At 70.0% G+C, this 19,227-nt stretch carries 16 protein-coding genes; 7 read left to right on the top strand and 9 right to left on the bottom strand.

The window, feature by feature from the left end; translation table 11 throughout:
• Together KBI44_12420 and KBI44_12415 are read left to right on the top strand one after the other, a co-directional pair.
• Window positions 1-187, top strand: a 187-nt coding sequence (locus KBI44_12420; protein MBP9145282.1) for a DUF190 domain-containing protein, incomplete at its 5' end; no start/stop codon positions are given.
• A complete protein-coding gene (locus KBI44_12415; GenBank protein MBP9145281.1) occupies window positions 187-660 on the top strand; it encodes a hypothetical protein in 474 nt (157 codons plus the stop codon). The genes KBI44_12420 and KBI44_12415, both read left to right, overlap by 1 nt.
• A 177-nt stretch (window positions 661-837) precedes the next feature.
• Here the strand turns inward: KBI44_12415 and KBI44_12410 are convergent, their stop codons facing one another.
• Both KBI44_12410 and KBI44_12405 read right to left on the bottom strand, forming a co-directional pair.
• The gene (locus KBI44_12410; GenBank protein ID MBP9145280.1) at window positions 838-1,854 is read right to left on the bottom strand and encodes a DUF362 domain-containing protein; all 1,017 of its coding nucleotides are present in this window, start codon (window positions 1,852-1,854) and stop codon (window positions 838-840) included.
• Window positions 1,851-2,798, bottom strand: coding sequence for a hypothetical protein (locus KBI44_12405; protein ID MBP9145279.1), 948 nt, complete (start codon window positions 2,796-2,798; stop codon window positions 1,851-1,853). The genes KBI44_12410 and KBI44_12405 overlap by 4 nt, the downstream gene beginning before the upstream one ends.
• A 63-nt stretch (window positions 2,799-2,861) precedes the next feature.
• On the opposite strand from KBI44_12405, the gene KBI44_12400 reads away from it, so the two are divergent.
• The 3 genes from KBI44_12400 to ychF are packed head-to-tail and all read left to right on the top strand — an operon-like array spanning window position 2,862 to window position 6,688.
• On the top strand, window positions 2,862-4,256 hold the full coding sequence (locus KBI44_12400; GenBank protein ID MBP9145278.1) for a hypothetical protein: 1,395 nt from the start codon (window positions 2,862-2,864) through the stop codon (window positions 4,254-4,256).
• Entirely contained in the window at window positions 4,253-5,596 is a 1,344-nt protein-coding gene (locus tag KBI44_12395) for a hypothetical protein (GenBank protein MBP9145277.1), read from the top strand. The genes KBI44_12400 and KBI44_12395 overlap by 4 nt, the downstream gene beginning before the upstream one ends.
• Window positions 5,597-5,620: 24 nt before the next feature.
• Window positions 5,621-6,688: a redox-regulated ATPase YchF gene (gene ychF, locus KBI44_12390; protein ID MBP9145276.1), complete on the top strand. Its 1,068-nt coding sequence runs from the start codon at window positions 5,621-5,623 to the stop codon at window positions 6,686-6,688.
• Between the two features lie 6 nt (window positions 6,689-6,694).
• Here ychF and KBI44_12385 read toward each other — a convergent pair whose 3' ends face one another.
• Both KBI44_12385 and KBI44_12380 read right to left on the bottom strand, forming a co-directional pair.
• Window positions 6,695-7,756, bottom strand: a complete 1,062-nt coding sequence (locus KBI44_12385; protein ID MBP9145275.1) for a tetratricopeptide repeat protein — start codon at window positions 7,754-7,756, stop codon at window positions 6,695-6,697.
• Between the two features lie 44 nt (window positions 7,757-7,800).
• Window positions 7,801-8,502, bottom strand: a complete 702-nt coding sequence (locus KBI44_12380; GenBank protein ID MBP9145274.1) for a hypothetical protein — start codon at window positions 8,500-8,502, stop codon at window positions 7,801-7,803.
• A 33-nt stretch (window positions 8,503-8,535) separates the two neighbouring features.
• On the opposite strand from KBI44_12380, the gene selA reads away from it, so the two are divergent.
• A complete protein-coding gene (gene selA / locus KBI44_12375) occupies window positions 8,536-9,942 on the top strand; it encodes an L-seryl-tRNA(Sec) selenium transferase (GenBank protein MBP9145273.1) in 1,407 nt (468 codons plus the stop codon).
• Window positions 9,943-9,950: 8 nt separating this feature from the next.
• Window positions 9,951-11,318: a sigma-54-dependent Fis family transcriptional regulator gene (locus tag KBI44_12370; GenBank protein MBP9145272.1), complete on the top strand. Its 1,368-nt coding sequence runs from the start codon at window positions 9,951-9,953 to the stop codon at window positions 11,316-11,318.
• A gap of 69 nt (window positions 11,319-11,387) precedes the next feature.
• On the opposite strand, the gene KBI44_12365 is transcribed toward KBI44_12370, so the two are convergent.
• Genes KBI44_12365 through KBI44_12345 form a run of 5 tightly spaced genes read right to left on the bottom strand, consistent with a single transcriptional unit; the run spans window position 11,388 to window position 19,176 of the window.
• Window positions 11,388-12,218 (bottom strand): FxLYD domain-containing protein, encoded by an 831-nt coding sequence (locus KBI44_12365; protein ID MBP9145271.1) that lies wholly within the window; start codon window positions 12,216-12,218, stop codon window positions 11,388-11,390.
• Window positions 12,218-16,600, bottom strand: a complete 4,383-nt coding sequence (locus KBI44_12360) for a hypothetical protein (protein ID MBP9145270.1) — start codon at window positions 16,598-16,600, stop codon at window positions 12,218-12,220. The genes KBI44_12365 and KBI44_12360 overlap by 1 nt, the downstream gene beginning before the upstream one ends.
• Before the next feature lie 18 nt (window positions 16,601-16,618).
• On the bottom strand, window positions 16,619-17,233 hold the full coding sequence (locus KBI44_12355) for a hypothetical protein (GenBank protein MBP9145269.1): 615 nt from the start codon (window positions 17,231-17,233) through the stop codon (window positions 16,619-16,621).
• A 50-nt stretch (window positions 17,234-17,283) separates the two neighbouring features.
• Window positions 17,284-18,585 (bottom strand): prepilin-type N-terminal cleavage/methylation domain-containing protein, encoded by a 1,302-nt coding sequence (locus KBI44_12350; GenBank protein ID MBP9145268.1) that lies wholly within the window; start codon window positions 18,583-18,585, stop codon window positions 17,284-17,286.
• A 12-nt stretch (window positions 18,586-18,597) separates the two neighbouring features.
• A complete protein-coding gene (locus KBI44_12345; GenBank protein ID MBP9145267.1) occupies window positions 18,598-19,176 on the bottom strand; it encodes a hypothetical protein in 579 nt (192 codons plus the stop codon).
• Between the last annotated feature and the right edge of the window lie 51 nt (window positions 19,177-19,227).

Here is a 19,227-nt window from a genome sequence, read left to right as displayed (position 1 = left end):
TCACCGCGCCTCGATCCTGCGCCTTTCGGAGGACCTGCCGATCGTGGTCGAGATCGTGGATCGAAGGGAACGCATCGAACCGTTTCTCACCGAGCTCGACCCGATGATCGAGGACGGGATGGTGACGCTCGAAGAGGTGAAGGTGCTGGTGTACCGGTCGCGGCGGGAAGCGGAGTCGGCCGGCTGATGGCGGCGCGATGGGTCCGTCGGGTGGCTCGTGCAGCCGTCCTTTCGTCGGCTCTCCTGCTGGGTGCAGCCTGCTCTCCCGCTCCACCGCCCGCAGCCGAGAGGTCGCAGGAGCTCGCGACCGTCGAGGTCACCGCCGCGCCGGACGCCGCCCTCTCGACGGCGGAGGATCGGATCGAACGGCGCGCCGATCCGAACGCCATGGCCGGCGCGTTGCCCGACGGCTTTCCGCCCGACATTCCGGTCTACCGGCCCTCGAGTCTGGTCGATTTCACCGCGCGTCCGGAGGGCGGCTACCGGGTCGCCTTCGCTTCGCCGGCGGAGGTGTCGACGGTCCGCTCGGCGATGACCCGGAAGCTCGGCGCCGCCGGCTGGCAGGCGGGCGCGCCCGGCGACTGGACGAAGGCCGGCCGCAAGCTCCGTTTCACCGTCGAACCGGCCGCCGCCGGTTCGCGTTTCCACCTCGAGTTCTGATCGCGAGAGACCGGTGACGGTCGCTGATGGATTCGGCACGCGATCGATGCGGTGCGCTTCGCTTACCGCATCCTACGGGCTGGAGACTCTCACCCGTTTCTGAAAGGTAGGATGCGTCGAGCGCAGCGCACCGCATCGATCGCGTTCCAGCCTCAGCCTTCGTTGCAGCCTTGATCCCTAATACCCGGCGCCGGACTCTTTGTCGAGCAGATCCTTGTGCGCCGGGATCCTGTCGACGAGCTCGAACGGCGTGCGCACGCTGGCGAGGGTCTCGCCGACCTGGTGGATGGCCTCTTCGGCGATCGGGCCCAGCCAGCCGCCGGCTGCGGCGAGATAGCGGATGCGCGCCGGGTCGAGCCCCATCACCCGCGCCGCGGTGGCATCGACCGCGGGGAGGTTCGTGCCGACGACGAGGACGCCCGCGGTCTTCGCGGTGCCCAAGATCGGGCCGTCCCCCTCCATGCCGACGATGCCGTCGACGATGGCGAACTGCGGCCGCACGGTGGCGTTGATGTCGAGGATCGACTCCTGAAGACCGGCGTAATGCAGGACGTTCTTCGGCCAGCCGTAGAAGCTGCCGGGCATCAGGCCGAAGAGGTTCTTCATCGCGAGCGTCGCGCCCGCCCAGTGGTGAGTCTTCAGCTTGGCGAGCGAGACGATCCAGTCGATCTCTGCGAGGACCACCGGCAGCGTCAGCCGCACCAGGCCGGACTTTCCGCCGGCGTTCGCGACGGCGAAGCCGCGCTGACGGTTGAGATCCACGAAGCGCAGCTTCTCGTCGACGAGCACCTGCGCGAGCCCAGACTCCTCGAGCACCAGGATCGTGTCGCGGCGGTGCCCCGGACCCTCCCCGACCAGAACCTCGGCGGCGCCGAAGGCGGCGAGCGCCCGGGCCGTGGCGCGCACCACCTCGGGATGAGTGTTGATATGCCCGGCGCCGGTCGCGGTCTCGACCAGATTCGGCTTGAGCAGGATGCGCTTCCCGGCGACCGCGGCCGGTGTGATGCCGGTCGCGACCAGCGCCTCGCGCAGGATCGGCTCGAGGTCCACCGCGTACGAAGCGGCGCGCGCGACGCAGACGCGCGGCCGCAGATCGCGCCGGCAGCCGGCGAGGGTGCCGGTGGCGAAGATCGCGGAGGCGGCGAGCAGCTCGCGCCGCGACGGCTGCCGCGAAACCAGCCAGTCGCGGCTCAAGCCGACTCCCGGAGGGCGTCGAGGAGGCCGCGCGGCGACGCCGCGGCGACCGCGAGCAGCGCGAGGTCGGCGCTGTCGTAGCTGCCGTAACGGCTCTCGCGCGCCAGGGTCTCGTGGATCGCGGCGGCCTGGCCGGGATCCGTCTTCGGGTCGGACCGAAGCCGCGCCTCACCGCGCGCCGCACCCCAGGCGTTCGACGCCAGGCAGGCCCAGCCCAGGGCGAGCGGCGTGCGCACCGTCGCAGCAACCGTTTCGAGATAGGCGAGGCTCTTGGCGACCGAAGCCGCCGGAGTGTGTGCGGCCAGGGCGGCGAGCACCAGGCCGGTCGACTCCGGCGCCGGCCGCAGATCGGAGCCGAAGACGCGGGCGTTGCCGTAGTTCCAGCCGCCGGAAGCGATCTGGCGATCGAGCAGGAGCGCGCGCCCTTCGCGGGCCCGGGGATGGTCGCCCTCGCCAACCGATTCGAGTGCCAGGAGAGCGAGCGCCGTCGGTTCGGCCCACGAAAAGGTGCGGTCGATCCAGGGCCAACCTGCGAGATCGGTGTCCATGGAGAGCGCGCTCTCGGGCGAGCGCGGGAAGTGGTCGCCCCGATGCTCGAGCAGGAAGGCGACCGCGCGCTCGCGCGCGCCCGCGAACTCAGGCCGGCCGTGCCAGCCGAGAATCGCCACCGAAGTCGGACTGTAGGCGCCGGGATGGAGCGCCGAGAGGCTCACCCGCCCGTCGGGGCCCTGCAGACGGGCGACGGCTTCGGCGGCCGCCTGTGCGCTCGCCGCGGCGTCGGTTCGGGCCAGCCGCAGGGCGAGGGCACGCCAGACCGTCGCCTCGACGGAGCTCTCGCTCTCGCCTGGCTGGGCGCTGGCGCTGCCGTCGGCGAGCGCCCGCAGCGCGAGCTTCTCGTGCAGGGTCGAGAGCAGGGACGCGGACGGTTCGGCGGCGGCAGGCATAGCGGATTCCGTGTGCATTCTAGGCGGGAAGGCCCCGCCGCGCTGTGGGACAATCGCCGCGGAATGACCTGGGCGAAGCTCGACACAGCGGCAGTGGCGCGGGCGCTCGCCGCCGTTGCCACGGAACCGGGCGATCTCGCCGAGGTCTATTTCGAACGTCGCATCGACGCCGAGTGGCCGCCGGCCGAGGCGAATTGCGGCCTGCGGATCCGGCGGGAGGAGGGTCTCGCGGTGCGCCTGGTGCGCGGTCCCCGCGCCTGGCTCGCGAGCCGCGACGAGATCAGCGGGGCCGGTCTCGCGAGCGCCCTGCGCCAGGTGGCGCGCGCCCAGCCCGCGGCGATGGTCGAGCCGGAGCTCGCAGCCGGAGACCCGCTTGCCATCCCCGCCGTCCCGATCGCCACGCTGCGCAACTTCGCAGCCGAGCTCGAGCGCGCCATCCGCAGGCATCACGTTGCCTTCCCCTTCCGCCTGACTACGCGCTGGCATCGCCGCGATCTGCAGGTGGTCGGGCCGCGCTGGGTTCCCGACGGCGAACGCGAGGTCTTCTACAGCCTCGATGTCGAGATGCCCTGGGGCCGCTACGGAGCCCTGGCGACAGCGCTCCAGGCGGGCGAGGCCGAACGCGTGGCGCGGGCGCTGGTGACCCGCTTCCGGGCGCGCGAGGCGCCGCCGCCAGCCCCTGGCCGCTACCCGCTGCTGCTCTCGCCGGGGGCGACCGCCGTGATGCTGCACGAGGCCGTCGGCCATGCTCTCGAAGCCGACCTCCTCGCCGCCGGCGCCGCCGGCGAAGGCTACCGGAGCGCGGCCGGAGCGGCGGAGCTCCGGCAGGCGCCGGCCGCCGGCCGTCCGCTGCTCGACGTCCTCGACGATCCGCGCCGCGCGCCGCGCGGTGTCGACCGGACGACCGACGACGAGGGGCAGGCGGTCGTGCGCCGCTGGCTGATCCGCGGTGGCCGGGTCGACCAGCCGATCGCGGACGCCCTGCACGCGACGCGCTCCGAGCAGCTGATGCCGGGCTCGGGTTTTCGCGGCAGCCGCCACCAGACGCCGCTGCCACGCACCCATCACCTCGAGCTGCTGCCAGGCGGGGCCGACGCCTCGGCGATGTTCGCCGCCGCCGAGGGCGGACTCTTCGTGCCCGAGCTCGACCAGGGGTCGCTCGACCCTGAGTCCGGCGAGGTCGTGCTGCATGCCCCCTGCGGTCGCATCATCCGCGACGGCGCGCAGGCCGAGAGCTGCGGTCCGTTCCGCATCCGCAGCCGCGTGCCAGAGCTGCTCGCGGCGGTCGTCGCCGTCGGCGACGACGCGCAGGCCGCCGGAGCCGGCTGGTGCGCCAAGGGCGGGCAGCGCCGCGCGGTCTGGGCCACGGCGCCGTCGCTGGTCCTCGCCGGGATGGAGATCGCCAGTGGGCTCGTGAGGAGCGCCGGACGCGGCGAGAGCCGGGAAGGCGGGCGATGAAGCCCAGCCCGGGCGCCGAAGCGCTGCTCGCCGACCTCGGGCGGCGGGGACTTGCCGAGGCCGAGATTTTCGAGAAGAGCGGCCGCAGCCGGCGTTTTGTGCGCGAGGCCGGCGGGGTCGACCCGGAAGGCTCTGTGCGCATGACCCAGGCGATGGCTACCGAGGCGGGCTGGGCGCTGCGCGCCGGCGACCGGCGACGATCACTGTTCTGCGCCGCCACCGGTAGCGCCGACCCCGGCCTCGAGCTCCCGGAGCCCAGCCCGCATCCGCTGCGCCTGCCCGACCCGACGATGGCGGCCGGCGGGACGGTTCTCGACGCCGGCGGTGGGCCATGGAGCGCGCCGGCCGAGTTCGACACGCCGCTCGCCACGGAGTCGGTCGCCGCTACGCTCCTCTCCTCGATCGAGCGCGAGCTGCGGCGGGAGCTTCCCGGGAGCCGGCTCCGGCAGGCCTGGCTCGAGGACGGCGCCGCGGAGTGGACGCTGCTCTCGACCAGCGGCCTGCGCGCCGAGTCGCGGGCCCGCGCCGCCTACCTGCGGCTCGAAGTCGAGGATCGCGGGCGTCGGTGTCTCTTCGAAGGTGCCGAGCGCGAGGCCCGGCGCTTCGAGCCGCGCGCCCTCGCGCTGCGGCTGGCGGATCGGCTGAGCGCCCTGGCCGACAACGGCGAGCGGTCGGCGACCGGAGTCGTCGCCCCCGGGCTGCCGCTCCTTCTTGCGGCGCCGCTCGCGGCGCGCCTCGTGCAAGCGCTCGCGCCGCTCTTTCTCGGACCGGCGGCGAGCGACCGCCTGCTGGCGCTCGGTGCCTTTTCCGCGGCGCTCAGCCTGGTGGACGACGGGCGGCTCGCCGAGGGCGTCCTGGTCTCGCCGGTCGACGGCGAAGGACTGCCCAGCGGACGGGTCCGTCTCGTCGAGCAGGGCCGCTTCGTGCAGCCGCTCCTTGCGTGGTGGGAGGCCGGCCGCGCCGCCGTTCCCGGTTGCGCACGCCGGGCGAGCTGGCGCGACCTGCCGCGCCGCGCGCCGACCCACCTCTTCGTCGAGCCCGGCCCCACGCCGGTTGCCGATCTCGTCGAAGCGGGCGGTGCCGGCGCCTACCTGCTCGACGCCGAAGGCGCCGTGCGGATCGATCCGTCAAGCCTCGCCTTCGAGGTCGCGGTCTCGGGGCTCCACCTCGCGGCCGGCCGTGCGGTCTCTCCGCTCGGCCGCGTCCGCCTCTGCGGCGACGTCGCGGGCCTCCTCGCGGGGATCCGCGAGCTCGGGCGCGACCTCTCCTTCGTCCCCGGCGACGGAATGTTCGGCGCGCCGTCGATGCTGGTGAGCGGGCTCCGGGTGCTCGCGGGCTGAGGCGGGACTGGTATTCTGCCTGCCATGCAGCTCGGAATCCTCGGTCTCCAGAAAGTCGGCAAGACGACCCTCTTCAACACACTCACCGCCTCGCGCGAGGCGACGGGCAAGTTCCTCGCCTCGGACGCCACCCACATCGGCATCGCCAAGGTGCCCGACCCGCGGCTCGCGACGCTCCGTGACCTGTTCAATCCGAAGAAGTACACGCCAGCGACGGTCGAGTACGTCGACATCCCGGGCATCTCGAAGGGCGAGGGGGCGGAGAGCCTCGACCTCGCGAAGCTGAAGACGGTGGACGCGCTGATCCACGTCGTGCGCGCCTTCGAAGACCCGGAGATCGCGCACTCGGAAGGCAGCGTCGATCCACTGCGCGACGTGCACACGCTCGACCTCGAGCTCATCCTCTCGGACCATTCGCTGATCGAGCGCCGCCTCGACCGTCTCGAGAAGGCCGCCAAGCGCGGCGGCGCGCCCGAGGAGGAGCGCGAGAGGAAGCTCCTCAAGGAGATCGTCCTGCCGGCGCTCGAGGCGGAGCGCCCGGTGCGCACGCTCCGCCTCGACCCCGACGACGAGCGGCTGCTGCGCGGTTACCAGCTGCTCACGGCGAAGCCGATGCTGGTGGTGCTGAACGTCGGCGAGCCGCAAGTCGCGACGGCGGCGCCGAGCGATTTCGGCATCGACGTGGCGAAGCATCCGGCGATCGTCGTCTCGGCGCCGATCGAGGAGGAGATCTCGCGCCTCACCGCCGCCGAGCAGAAGGAGTTTCTCGGCGACCTCGGCCTCACCGAGCCGTCGCTCGACCGCGTCCTGCGCGCGAGCTTCGATCTCCTGGGAAGAATCGCCTTCTTCACCGTCGGCGAGGACGAGGTCCGCGCCTGGACGATCCGCCGCGGCACCCACGCCAAGGAGGCCGCCGGCACCATCCACTCCGACATCGAACGCGGCTTCATCCGCGCCGAAGTCGTCGCCTGCCAGGCCCTCCTCGAACACAAGACCCTCGCCCACTGCCGCGACAAAGGCCTGCTCCGCCTCGAAGGCAAGGAGTACATCGTCGCCGACGGCGACGTCATCAACTTCCGGTTCAACGTGTAGAAGTTCTCAGCTCCACTCGTCGATTTCGACCAGGCGGACTTCGATCATGCCGGTGCTGTCGCCGGTCGGCTGGAAGGTGGTGGGCGGCACGGGCGCGAGCGGCGCCGAGCCGCTGCCCGTCGGGCCGCGCAGGGTGGGGCGCAGGGGGGTCGGCTGGGCGTCGCGGGTGCGGCCGCGGTTGCCGGAGGTGATCTGGCCGCCGGTGGTGCGGCCGGCGGCGCCGGCTCGCGCCGGCACGCCGCCACCGACGATCTGGTTCGAGGCGCGGGACGGGTCGAGATCCTTGTTCGACAGCGTCCGCGACTCGGAGTCCGCGGTCGGATCGTCGTCCGGCGGCTCGACCTTCTCCGTCGGCAGGCCCTCGGCGACCGCCTCGCCGCTCGCGCCGGCGGTCTCGGGGCCGCGCACGAATCCGCCCGCAGCGCCGCTTGCGGCCTCGACGCCCGCCTCGCCCGCTTGGGTGCCGCCCGCGGGCCGATCGATCAGCACGCCGGCGATGCGCGCCGGCTCCTCGTACTCCTTCGCGGGCAGGAGCTCATCGCGATAGTGGTGGTAGGCGTAGAGCATCGCTGCCGTCGCGAGCTCGTTGTCGATCAGGTGCGGATTGACCCGCGGGTTGCCCAGGTCCGGATCGAGCGCGAGCGCCTTGGCGTAGGCCTTGCGCGCCGCGGATTCGCTACCCTGGGCGTGGAGGATCGTACCGATCTGGTACTGCGCCCAGGCGTGGCGCGGATCGAGCTCGAGGGTGCGCTCGAACTCCTTCAGCGCCTGCTTGCGCTCGCCCTGCTGTTGCAGGAGGAGGCCCAGGTTGAAGTGCGCCGAGGCGTTCGTCTCGTCGAGCTCGAGAGCCCGGCGGTAGGCCTGCTCGGCGCCCTCCATGTCGTCGGCCAGGACGAGGAGGTTCCCGAGGTCGTTCTCGGCCGAAGAGTCCGTCGGCCGCTCGGCGACGAGCGCGCGCTGCACCTCGATGGCGCGACCGAGGTTCCTGGGCGCCGCAGCGTACGAGAGAGCGGCGAAGAGCGCGGCGCCGGCGAGCATGGCGGCGACGGAACGGATGAGCTTGCGCAAGGGCGAGTCCTTTCAGGAAACGGTTGGCTCGGGCGTCGATTCGACTACTTGCTGACCGGCTTCGCCTTCAGCTTGAGCTTGCCATCCTCGGTGGCGATGCGGAACTGCACCGCCTCGCAGCCGGTCTTGAGCCGGATCGACTCGATCTGTTGCGAGAGATAGCCGCGGAAGGCGGCGAGCTCCATCGCCGGGGGGCCGCTCGTGCCCGAGGCCCCGTCGGGGCGGCGGGTCAGGGTCTGGTAGAGCGCATCGACCGCCGCCGGCTCGAGACGGTCGCTGACCACCACGCCGGCCGCCGCGTCGAGGCGGCGCTCGGCCGGCGGAACGCTCACGCGCTGCGGGCGAACGCCGCGGCCCTCCTCGCGATCGCGGAGCCGACGGTTGAAGAGCTCGGAGTAACTGTTGAAGCGGGCTTCCATCGAGGCCAGGCGGAACTGGTCGGCGGAGGTCCGGAGATTCGCGCTCCGCAGCTCACGCAGCTCACGGACCAGACGCAACCGGCGCTCTTCCGGAGGCACCATCGTCGCCCCGGCGAGGAAGCGCTCGAACTCGATCTTGTACTTCTCGATGCTGTCGGCGACCAGGTCGAGCTGCAGAGTCGCCGACGGACTGCCCGCTGCCGGCGCCGCCCCCGTCCGGTCGCCGCGCACGCCACGGCCCGCGGAGCTTCCGAAGGGAGCGGCGGGCCCGGAGGACCCCGAGGGTCCGGGGCGGGCGGGGCTGGCGGTGGGCTTTCTGGGATTCACGGGCCGGATCTCCTAGAATCGGCGGAACGACCGATGTCTTCCGTGGATTCCGATCGCCGCCGGCAGCTTCCTGCGGTCGATCGCGTGCTGGCGGATCCACGAGTCAAGTCGCTCCAGACATTATACGGAACGGACTCGCTCGCCACCCAAGTGCGGGAAGCGCTCGCGGAGCTCCGGCAGGCGCTCGCGGCCGGCCGCCTCGGCGAGGCGGAGCTCGACGAGCGCCTGGAGAGGCTCCCGGAGGACCTCCGGCAACGTCTCGAGGGCCGGTTCGGGATGCCACTGCGACGGGTGTTGAACGCCACCGGGATCTTCCTGCACACCAACCTCGGTCGCGCCCCCCTGCCCGCCGAGGTCGCGGCGCAACTCGTCGGGCTGCAGACCGCCGCCTGCGACCTCGAGCTCGATCTTGCGACCGGCCGCCGGGGCGAGCGCTCCGGCCGGCTCGAGGGGCTGCTCACCGCGCTCACCGGGGCCGAGGCGGCGCGGGTCACCAACAACAGTGCCGCGGCCCTGCTGCTCGCGCTGTCGGCGGTGGCGCAGGGGCGCGAGGTCGTCGTCTCGCGCGGCGAGCTGGTCGAGATCGGCGGTTCGTTCCGCATTCCGGAGATCCTTCAGGCGTCGGGAGCGAAGATCGTCGAGGTCGGGACGACGAACCGGACCCGCCTCGCCGACTACGAACGCGCCATCGGTCCGGCGACCGCGCTGCTGCTCAAGGTGCACGCCAGCAACTTCCGCATCGCCGGATTCGTCGCCGCGGTCGAGGCGCCGGCGCTCGCCGCGCTGGCGCGCGCCCGCGGCATCGCGCTGCTCGTCGACGAAGGGGCGGGCCTGCTGCGGCCGCCGGCGCCCGCGGCAGGTTCGGCCGAGGCCGCCGCCCTCGCAGGGCATCCGAGCCTGGCCGAGCTCCTCGCGGCCGGCGCCGACCTCGTCGTCGGCAGCGGCGACAAGCTCCTGGGCGGGCCCCAGGCAGGGCTCCTCCTGGGCCGGCGCGACCTGGTCGAAACCTGCGCCCGGCATCCGATCTACCGCGCGGTGCGTCCGGGCCGCCTCGTGACCGCGGCTCTCGACGGGGTCCTGCGCCTCCACCTGGCTCGCCGGCCGCTGCCGATCGACCGGCTCTGGGAGTCTCCGGAGAACCTCGAACGCCGCCTGCGGCCGCTCGCCGCCCGTCTCGGCGCCGAGATCCTCCAGGCCCCGGCTTTCGTCGGTGGCGGGGCGGCACCCGAGATCCCGATTTCCGGCCCGGCTCTCGCCCTGCCGGGAGCCGTCTCGACGCCGGAGCTCGCCGCGCGCCTCCGGCGGGGCAGCGGCGAGGCGCCGCCGGTGCTCGGTGCCCTGCGCGAGGGCCGCTTCTGGCTCGATCTGCGGACGCTCGACCCGGCCGACGACGAAACCCTGGCGAGCGCCGTCGAGCGCGCGCTGGCGGCGGGAGGCTAGCAGCCGTCATGGCGCTCCGGCTGCTGGTCGTCGAAGACCGCGAATCGTTGCGCCGGATGCTGGTGCGGGCACTCGGCGGCGAAGGTTACGCCGTCGCCGCGGCCGGCGACCTCACGGAGGCGCGGACCCATCTGGCCTCGGCCGAGCCGATCGACCTCGTCCTCACCGACCTGATGCTGCCCGACGGCAGCGGTCTGGATGTGCTGGCCCTGGCACGCGAGCGCACGCCGCCGCCGCCGGTTCTGGTGCTCACCGGTTTCGGATCGGTGGCGGCCGCCGTCGCCGCGATGAAGCTCGGCGCCGCCGACTTCCTCGAGAAGCCGGTCGACATCGATCGCCTCTTCGCGCTCGTCGCGGGCCTCGTCGAAGAGCCGGCGGCGCCGCCGATCTTCGCCCCCCCCGGTGCGCCGCCAATCGTCGGCTCGCATCCGCTGCTGCGTGCCGCGATCCGCGCCCTCGAACGGGTCGCGCCGACCGAGAGCACGGTGCTGCTGACCGGCGAGAGCGGCACCGGCAAGGAGCTCTTCGCGCGCGCCTTGCACGCCCTGTCGCCGCGGCGTGAGGGGCCGTTCGTGGCGGTCAACTGCGCGGCAATCCCCGAAACGCTGGTCGAAGCCGAACTCTTCGGACACGAAAAGGGCGCTTTCACCGGCGCCGACCGCCGCCGCGCGGGGCGGTTCGAGCTCGCGAGCCGCGGGACGCTGCTGCTCGACGAGGTCGGCGAGTTGCCGCTCGGCGTGCAGGCGAAGGTCCTCCGGGTCCTCGACGACGGACGCTTCGAGCGCGTCGGCGGCAGCACGACCCTGACCGCCGACGTCCGGCTGGTCGCGGCGACGAACCGCAAGCTCGGCGAGATGGTCGCGGCCGGGGAGTTCCGGCCCGACCTTCTCTACCGTCTGGAGATCTTCCCGATCGAGCTACCGGCGCTGCGCGAACGGGCGAGCGACATTGCAGCGATCGCCCGCCACCTCGCCGGTGAGCTCTCCGCGCGTCTCAAACTCGCACCCTTCGAGCTCGCGCCGGATGCCCTGGCGCTCCTCGCCGCCGAGCCCTGGCCCGGCAACGTCCGGCAGCTCGCGAACGTCCTCGAACGCGCCGCCATCCTCGCCCCGGGAGAACGCCTGTCGGCGGAGAAGATCGCGCGGCTCCTGGGTCGGAAGGGCGGCGGAGCGGGCGCGACGGGGGGGAGCGTTGCGGCGCCGGGCGAGGCCGGCGAGGGTTCTCCCGAGGACGAACGCGAGCGCCTGCGACGGGCGCTGCGCGAGTCCGGGGGGGACAAGCGGATCGCCGCCACGGCCCTCGGGATGAGCTACCGCACCCTGCTGCGGCGGGTGGAGGAGTACGACCTCAAGGGCTACCCGCGCTATCGCGAGTGAGGGCGAGCGGAGGGAAAAGAAAAGGGCCGGCGATCGCCGGCCCTTCGCGGTTGCTGCGGCAGGAAGACCTTACTCGGACGGCGGCTCTTCGGTCTCGAAGTCGGTGGCGGATTCGTCGCCGGTCGGCATCTCGGCGGGATCTTCGTACTCCGCCGGCTCCGTCTCGTCGACGCCGGCATTCTCGACCCGCGGCTTGTATCCCCGCCCCTGGGCATCGAACTTCACCGAGGCGAAGTCGGGGACGCCCGGGAAGGCGACCCGGAAGTTGGCGGTCTTGCCGGGCTGGATCTGCGGCGAGTTGACCTCGCCGTTGTTCGTCGCGAGGAGACCCCCGTCGGCGTCGTAGATCGCCACCATCAGGGTCGGCGTCGTGACGATATTCGGGCTGCCGTTCTTCATCGTACCGAAGATCTCGAGGCCGTCGCCGGTGGCGTTCTCGGTCTTCTCCCACGAGATCACCTCGAGCGGCGACGTCGCCGCCTCCTGGGCCGAGTCGACGTCGCCCTCCTTGCCAGGTATACCGGCGGCCCTGGCAGCTTCGTCGTCCGCGAGCGCCGCCGCGCTGACCGGTGGAATGTCCTTTTCGGTCAGGCGCAGGACCGGCTCCTTCTTCTCCTTCACGACCGGCACCGGAGCCACCGGCGCCTCCCTGGCCTGGGTGGTCACGAGGGCGCTCTGGTCGAGATCGACCTCGTCGGTGCGGATCATCGACAGCGTGCCGTTCGGCACGGTGAAGAGGACCCGCCGGCCGTCCACCTTCCAGGCGCCCTTGGTCTCGATGCGGGCGCCGTCTCGGGTTACCAGCCAGTCGGCCTGCAACGGGCCAGCCGTCGAGAGAACGGCCAGTCCGAAAGCGAGGTTCGTCGCCGTCAACAGCGCGGTGCGAAGAGTCTTCGGCATCAGAACTCCTTCCAACTCGTCGGGTCGATGCACAGCGGCACCGGGGCGATGAAGACCAGGCCGGTGTCCGAGCGGATCGTCTTGATGTTCTGAGTGTAATTCGCATACCGGCATCGTGTCGACTGCAGCGACTTGAGCTCGTCCCGGATGAGGCCCAGGGACTCGGTGATGTAGTCGGCGTGGTCGTCCGAACCGCCGCCGGCCTCGGGATTCTTGGTGGCGCTCTGCTCGACGAAGGGCGGCGTGGTGAACTGCTGAACCTCGGTGTAGCGCTGCCGGTCGGAGAGGTCACCGCTGGTCGGAATGCTGTAGCCGAGTGCCGTTACCGTCCCGACGATGAAGATGTGGCTTCTGCCGGCCCGGCTGCAGGTGCCGTCGTCGTTCGCCACTTCGGTCGGCTGGAACGAGGTGAAGATGCTGATGCCGGCGAGCGAGAACGTCTCCGTGATGACCTTCTCGTCCGCCGCGAGGGTGAGAATCCAGCCCGGAAGACTCCCGCTGCCGTTACCGTCGTACAGGAGGTTGACCGCGGTCGCTGCATCGTTGGGATCGTCCGGCGCGATCGTCTCGTACTTCGATTCGGTCAGGGGCTGGGTGCAACCGCTGCAGGTGATGTTGAGCACGCCGTCGTGGTCGGTGTCGACGAACGCGCCGGTGGAGTTCGAGGTGTCGTTGTCGAGCAGCATGTAGAAGCGGCCGGTCTGGCCGTCGAACTGCCACAGATTCCACCGGTTGCCGGTGCCGACTGCGAGCGCCACGCGATTGCGATGGGCGACGTAGATGGCTGCAATCTCCTGGTAGATCGGCCGTCCGCCGGTCGAGAAGATCTGGAACGGATCGTAGCGCTTGACCTCCGTCAACGGCCCGCGCAGGCGCTCGGCGGTGAAGTTGTAGTTGACTCCTGCGCTGCGCGTCTGGAAGACCTGACTCGCGAGGTGCATCGGCGATCCCGCCGAGGTCTCGAGCTGCACCTTGTAGATGAAGCCTGCGGTGGTGCCGAAATAGAGGCGGTCGATGTAGGAGTCGCCGTTGACGTCGACAGCCGCGATGTCGGCCGGGATCGAGCCGATCACCCGCTTCTTGTAGATCGTCTTGCCGGTCTCGATGTCGACCATGTAGATGAAGTTGCCGCGCGGGTAGAACGGATCGTCGCCGAGTCCGCCGCCGAAGATGGCGACGAAGCGGTCCTCGGTCTCGTTGGCTCCGCAGGCGCCGGTGCAGACGCGGATCCTGCCGGTCGTCGCCTTGCTCCAGGAGTCGCCGAGATCACGCTCGTTGTTCAGATCCTCGTCGAGCTCGAGGTCGATCCAGATGCCGGCGCTCACCTGAACGCTCTGCTTGTCCTGGAACTCCCAGAGCACCGACGGATAGGGCACGTTGCCGCAGTCGGCGCCGCCGTCGAAGCAGGAAGGCGTGTAGCCGGCGGTGGGCTGGGGCACGTTCTCGTCGTCGAGCGTGTCGGGCTGCGTGACGTCGAGGGCGTAGTATCCCGGTCCGCCTTCGCGATAGCCGCCGATGAGCACGGTCCGCCATTCGCGGTCGGCGCAGGTCGTCGAGCCGTTCTCGGCGGCCTGCGGGTCGATGAAGAAGTCATCGACGCGGGGGCTGCCGTCGATCCCCCAGGGTCCCTTGTTGCGATCCTGCTCTTCCACCAGGGTTCGAACCGGCTCGAGCATCGCCCGCGGAATGAACGAGAAGATCTCGCGCCCGGTGCCGTTGTCGTAGGCGCCGTCGAGGACGTGCTCTGTCGCCGATTCGACGGCGTCGTCTTCGTCGTAGTCCACGATGCCGTCGCTGAACTCGTCGGTCTCGGCGGTGCCATCGCCGTCGAGGTCCTTCGCCGGCAGGAGGCACTCGGCACTGCCGGACGGCGGATCGCGGAAGATCCCGGCATCGAAGGCGTGCAACTGGCCGTCGTTCGATGCCGTGAGCAGCAGAGTGCGGCGGCAGACGTTGCGGTCGGCGAACCACTTGTACGAGGTCGGGGGCGAGCGGTTCGGATCCGTAGCCACGCCGCAGAGCGCCTTGTTCTGGTAGGGATCGCTCGTGTAGTAGGTGAAGTTCGAAGGCTTGTTGATCACCAGTGGATCGGCGTGGAAGATGTCACCGAGCAGGTAGGTGACCGGCGTGGTGACAGTGCCGACCTCGACCGACCCTTCCTTCTCGAGCAGCACCTGGGTGATGACGGTATTCGCGCGTTCGTCCGCCGCCGTCTCCGAGGCGGAGTTGCCGACGACGTAACCGATCTCGAAGCCGTCCCAAAGGTCGTACTTCTCGGCGGCCGTCGTGGGGTAGGTGAACAGCTTGCGGTTGCCCGGCGCGGAGTACTGCGTGTAAACGACGCGGCGTTCGTCGGCGCCCGTTCCGAGCTGGAGCTCGCCGGCGTCGAACGGCGGGACGGCGTCGACATCGTCCGGATGCGGCGCCTGGAGCAGGAGTCCCTGGGGGGCGTACGTCCCGGCACCACCCTGGTGGCCCTCCTGCACATCGCCGGCATCCCAGAGGAAGCAGCTCGCCTTGGTGTCGGAGTCGCAGAGGATCGAGCGATCGGGACGCCCCAGATCGTCGAGCGGCAGCGGCTTGAGGAAGGAGTCCATACGGCCGGCCCAGAAGCCGGCATCGCCCAGTGGCGTGAAGCTCGACAGGAAGATCTTGTCGGTGGCGTTGGCCTGCACCTGCGGCACGGCTGCGGAGGCGAAGGCGGAGGCCTCCTCGCGGATCTGACTCAAAATGCCCTTCAGGGCCTCCACGAGCTGCTCCTTGTTTTGCGGCAGGATCGGCGCGGTGGTTCCGCCATCGGCCGCCATGCAGTTGAGGGTATTCGTTCCGGTCGGCACGCCGAAGGCGACGACATAGGTCGAGACGCCGTCGCCATTGCCGTCTTCTGTGTCATCGAGGATGTCGGCATAGGCACAGGGAGCGCCGCCGCAGGTCTCGTCTCCGTCCGTCAGGAGGAGAATGAACTTCCGTCGACAGCCCCACGAAGGGTCGTTGGCCGCCGCGAAGTCGTCCCATCCGGTGGAGGTGTTGCAGGCGCTGTTGCTGACGTCGCAGCCCTTGAACCAGTTGCGGAAGCTCCTCAGCGAGTTCCCCAGGGGCGTCGAGCCGCTCGGAATCAGCGGCTTGTAGGAGAGGTCCTTGACGCGAAGGAACGCCTCTGCGCCGTCCCGAAGATCTTTCAGATAGGTGGCGTTTCCGAAGGCTTCCGGGTCGGTCGCCGGATCGCCGCCGTTCAGCCGCGGCGCCAGGCGATTCAGGAGCTGGTCCTTGTTGCTCAGCGTCCACGACAGCGGCACGAAGTCGCCGTACTCGAAGCGCCAGTCGTTCGCCGTACCCGTGGGGTTGTAGTAGGCGGCCGGATTGCTCGGCGGGCCGGTGAGCTGCTTCAAGTTCCCTCCGAGGTAATCGTCGGAGCCGGTGTCCGAATTGGGGTCGAGGCCGGTGCAAGTGTTGCCCGAAGTCGAAAACGTCGCGTTGAAATAGCCGTTGCCAGAGGATCCGACGACCGGGGTTCGCCGGACGTTGAAGTCCCACATGATGAAGTCGCCGACCAGGGAGTACCGGATGTCCAGTTGGCCCTGCAGGGTGCGCTCGCTGGCGGCGTTGCAGCCGTTCGAAGGATCGTTCGTCGGGGTGCCGGTGCAGCGGTCCACGCGCACGTGCACCAGGATCTCGCTGTCGTAGGCCTGGGTCGCGCCGCTGTAGGTGACGTAGTAGACCTGATTGGCGTTGCGAATGTAGAAGCTCACCGGAGTGGTCGCGGCCGAGGGATTGACCCCGAACTTCGGCAGCCGCCGGACCTTGGTCATCTCCCAGATGTCTGTGGTATCTGCGGCGCGATCGCTGGTCGCGAAGCAACCCATCTCATTGTCGTCGCCATCGCCGCGGTCGCACGCAATCGCCGGTCCGAAGACCTCGTCCGTGCCGTGCAGGGGGTATCCCGCCCCGGACTCGAGAGTGATCTGAGGCTCCCCGGTGATGACCTTATAGAGCCAGTGCTTGTTGGTCACTCCGAGATCGTCGGAGTTGTAGGTGGCGAAGCCGAGGTCGATGTCGTCGACCTCCTTCAACACCTCGTAGAGCGCTTCCTTGGACTGGCGGAACTTCGACGCCGGGTCGTCGCCGTCGCGAGGCACCGCACAGTCGCCGGTCGGGCAGAGATAGGTGCAGTCGCCGTCCGCGACATCCGCCGCGGTGCACCTCGGCGCCCAGTTCATCGAGCCCGAGGTGTCGAGGATGACGAAGAGGTAGGGCTTGGTCGTCGACTCGCGAAGGATGTCGCGATCGTCGGCGGACAGCGGCATGCCGGTCACCGTCAAGGTCGCAGCGAGCGTTCCCGCGAGGGCGAGCGAGAATCGGAGCTTCGAGGTTCGGATCTTCATGGTCGGTTCTCCGGAACGCTAGATCTTGAGGTAGAGACCCTCGCAGGGGTCGACTTCGGTCGTCGTATCGACATCGATCGTCAGGTCGTCGGGGGTCTGGAGCGGCGCGTCACCGCCGAACTGGAAACCGGCGAAGCTGCGCTGCCAGGGTTCCAGGGCGATGACCGCGCCCACCGACTTCTTCGCCCCGAGGGTGGCGTCGCCGCGGCGCAGGGCGTTGACGGTGACGCCGTACTGCACGGCGGCGTACTCGGTGTCCTGATTCATCGCGCAGAGGTTGCAGACGCCGGTGGCGATCTGGATGTACGGCGAGGAACAGATGTCATCGCCGATCACCGTGTCCTGCCCCAGAACGTCCTCGGTGCGCTGCCCGAGCCGCATCCGGTGGCTCGCCGAGTCGCGGCTCACCAGTTCGTGGGCCGCGGCGAGCTCGACACCCGAACCGGCGGCGAAGAGCTGGCGGGTCGCCTGCTTCTCGCTGCCGCCGATCAGCACCTCGGTCTGGGTGACCACCGCGAGCGAGAGCCCGAGGATGGTGAGCACCACCAACACGAGGAGGGTGGCGAGATAGGCGCTGCCGGCTTCAGAGCGGCGGTCGGCGCGGGCGTCGGGAGAAGCGGATGTTCTATTCATAAGGGGCCTCGATCGTCTCGGTGGCTCGAATGGATCAGTGGCTCACTGGCTCAAATGTTGCGCAGGTCGACCACGGTCCGCAGGAGCCGATGTCGGAACTGGCGGTTCTCCGGGGTCTTGAAGTAGCTCGCCGGATCAACGTCGTAGTTGTTGTTCTCGATGAAGTCCTCGCCGGCCACGGGATCGAAGTCCGGGGCGGCATACTTCGCATCGCGCCGCGCCGTTCGGCCGAGGGTGGAGATGCGGACGTAGTAGAGCCGCACCGGGCGCGCCGCGATCGCGGCGTTCACCCGGTACTGCGTCGCAGCCGGGTTGTCCGAGCTCGAGTTGCCGAGCCAGTCGTCGGTAGAGCGGGCATCGTCGTCGACACCCTCGTAGAAGACGTCGTCGACGCCCAGGGAATCGACGTCGTCGTCGAACGAGCCGACGCCGCTGCCGGCGGAGTCGTAATCAGTGTCGAAGCCGAGCGCGACCTGGAGGTCGAAGATCTCGTCGGCCAAGTCGAGCGAGAGATTGGCGTCGTCCTCGTCATGGGGGAGCTCCGTGCCCGGGATCATCCGCGCCCGGGCGAGCTTCGGGCTGAGCTGGATATCGCCGTTCGCGTCGGCGATATTCGTCGGCCGCACGTAGTAGCGGTACTCCTCGAGCGCGCAGGCGAAGCCGGGAACGAATCCCGCCGGGAGGGCGACGACGAGCGGATTGGGCGGCGAGAGCGTCGACGCGAAGGTGATGGTCAAGACCACGCTCGTCGCGTTTCCTGCGACGCTCGCGACCTCGGCGACCACGTACTGGCCGCGGCTCACCGAGCTTTGGAGCAGCATCGGGCTCGAGAAACCCGGCTCGAGGAGCTGCGCGAGATCCTGCGAACGGCCGTTGGGGAGATCCCGGTTGATGGTGAGGGTCGTGGCGGTGAAGTCGGTCGGATCGGTCGGGTCCATCTGGAACAGGAGACCCGAGAGGCAGCCGCGTACGGTGAGGATGTCGGTGCCGGGCTGGGCCACCGGTTCGTCGATGCCGAGCGCGACCTGATCGTCACCGCCTTCGAGGACGTTATCGCGCACCTCGACCGCGAGTCCGCGCAGCCAGGGCACGGAGATGTCGTCGTTGTCGACGCGAAATTCGGCAGGCAGCCCGCCACGCCCGGCCATGCGGGTAGTGCGCACCATGTCGTATTGCGCGACGCGGAGCGACTGTTGCATGTCGGTGATCTGCAGCTGGACCCGCGCCATTCGGTTGTGGACGTCGAAAATGGTGAGCGCGGCGACGAGAATCTCGACCGCGATCAGCATGCCGATCAGGAGCTCGATGAGGGAGAAACCGGCCTGCCGGGAGTTCTGCGGATTCGAGGGCATTCGGGGCTCTCCTCAGTACGCCTGGATGACGCGCAGCTGGTAAGGAATGGCCCCGGCGTCGGAGGCGTCCTGCATCGTGACGTCGACGACTTTGAAATGAATCAGCCGTGGTTCGACGTCACCGTCGAGCGGGTTGTCAAAGGTCTGGTTGTCGACGAAGTCGTCGAAACTGAACTGGCGCACGGTGCGTTGACGATTCATGATCTGGAGATCGTCGGTGCCGAGGTCGGCCGGCAGTTCCCAGAGGTTCGAGATCGCCTGGTCGGGTCCGCCGGTGGGCGAAGCGATCTTCTTGAGCGCGAGCGTCTCGTTCACCACGACGGAGGTACTGCCGCCGGCCACGAACAGGGCGCCACTGTTGAACGGCAGGGCCTCCGCCGACTCCAGCGAGTCGGTCGCGCCGTTCGACTGCCGCGTCGAGTCGTTGCCCTTGACGTTGTTGTTCATGGCGCGCGAGAAGAGCGGCAGGATGCCGAGGGTGACGACGAGCAACAGCAGCGCCGCGATCAGCCCCTCGATGACCGAGAAGCCGGCCTCGCTCGAGCGGGGAGGGGGGCACGGGGCTGTCGAGCCGTTCCGGACAGGTTGCATGAAGTTCTCCTTCGGAGGTCAGGGAGAAGTAGAGCAACTCCGATACCAACT

Source organism: Thermoanaerobaculia bacterium (assembly GCA_018057705.1).
Taxonomy (GTDB): Bacteria; Acidobacteriota; Thermoanaerobaculia; order Multivoradales; family JAGPDF01; genus JAGPDF01.
Note: the sequence above shows the minus strand (reverse complement) of the source record. Positions and strands in the feature narration are given on the sequence as shown.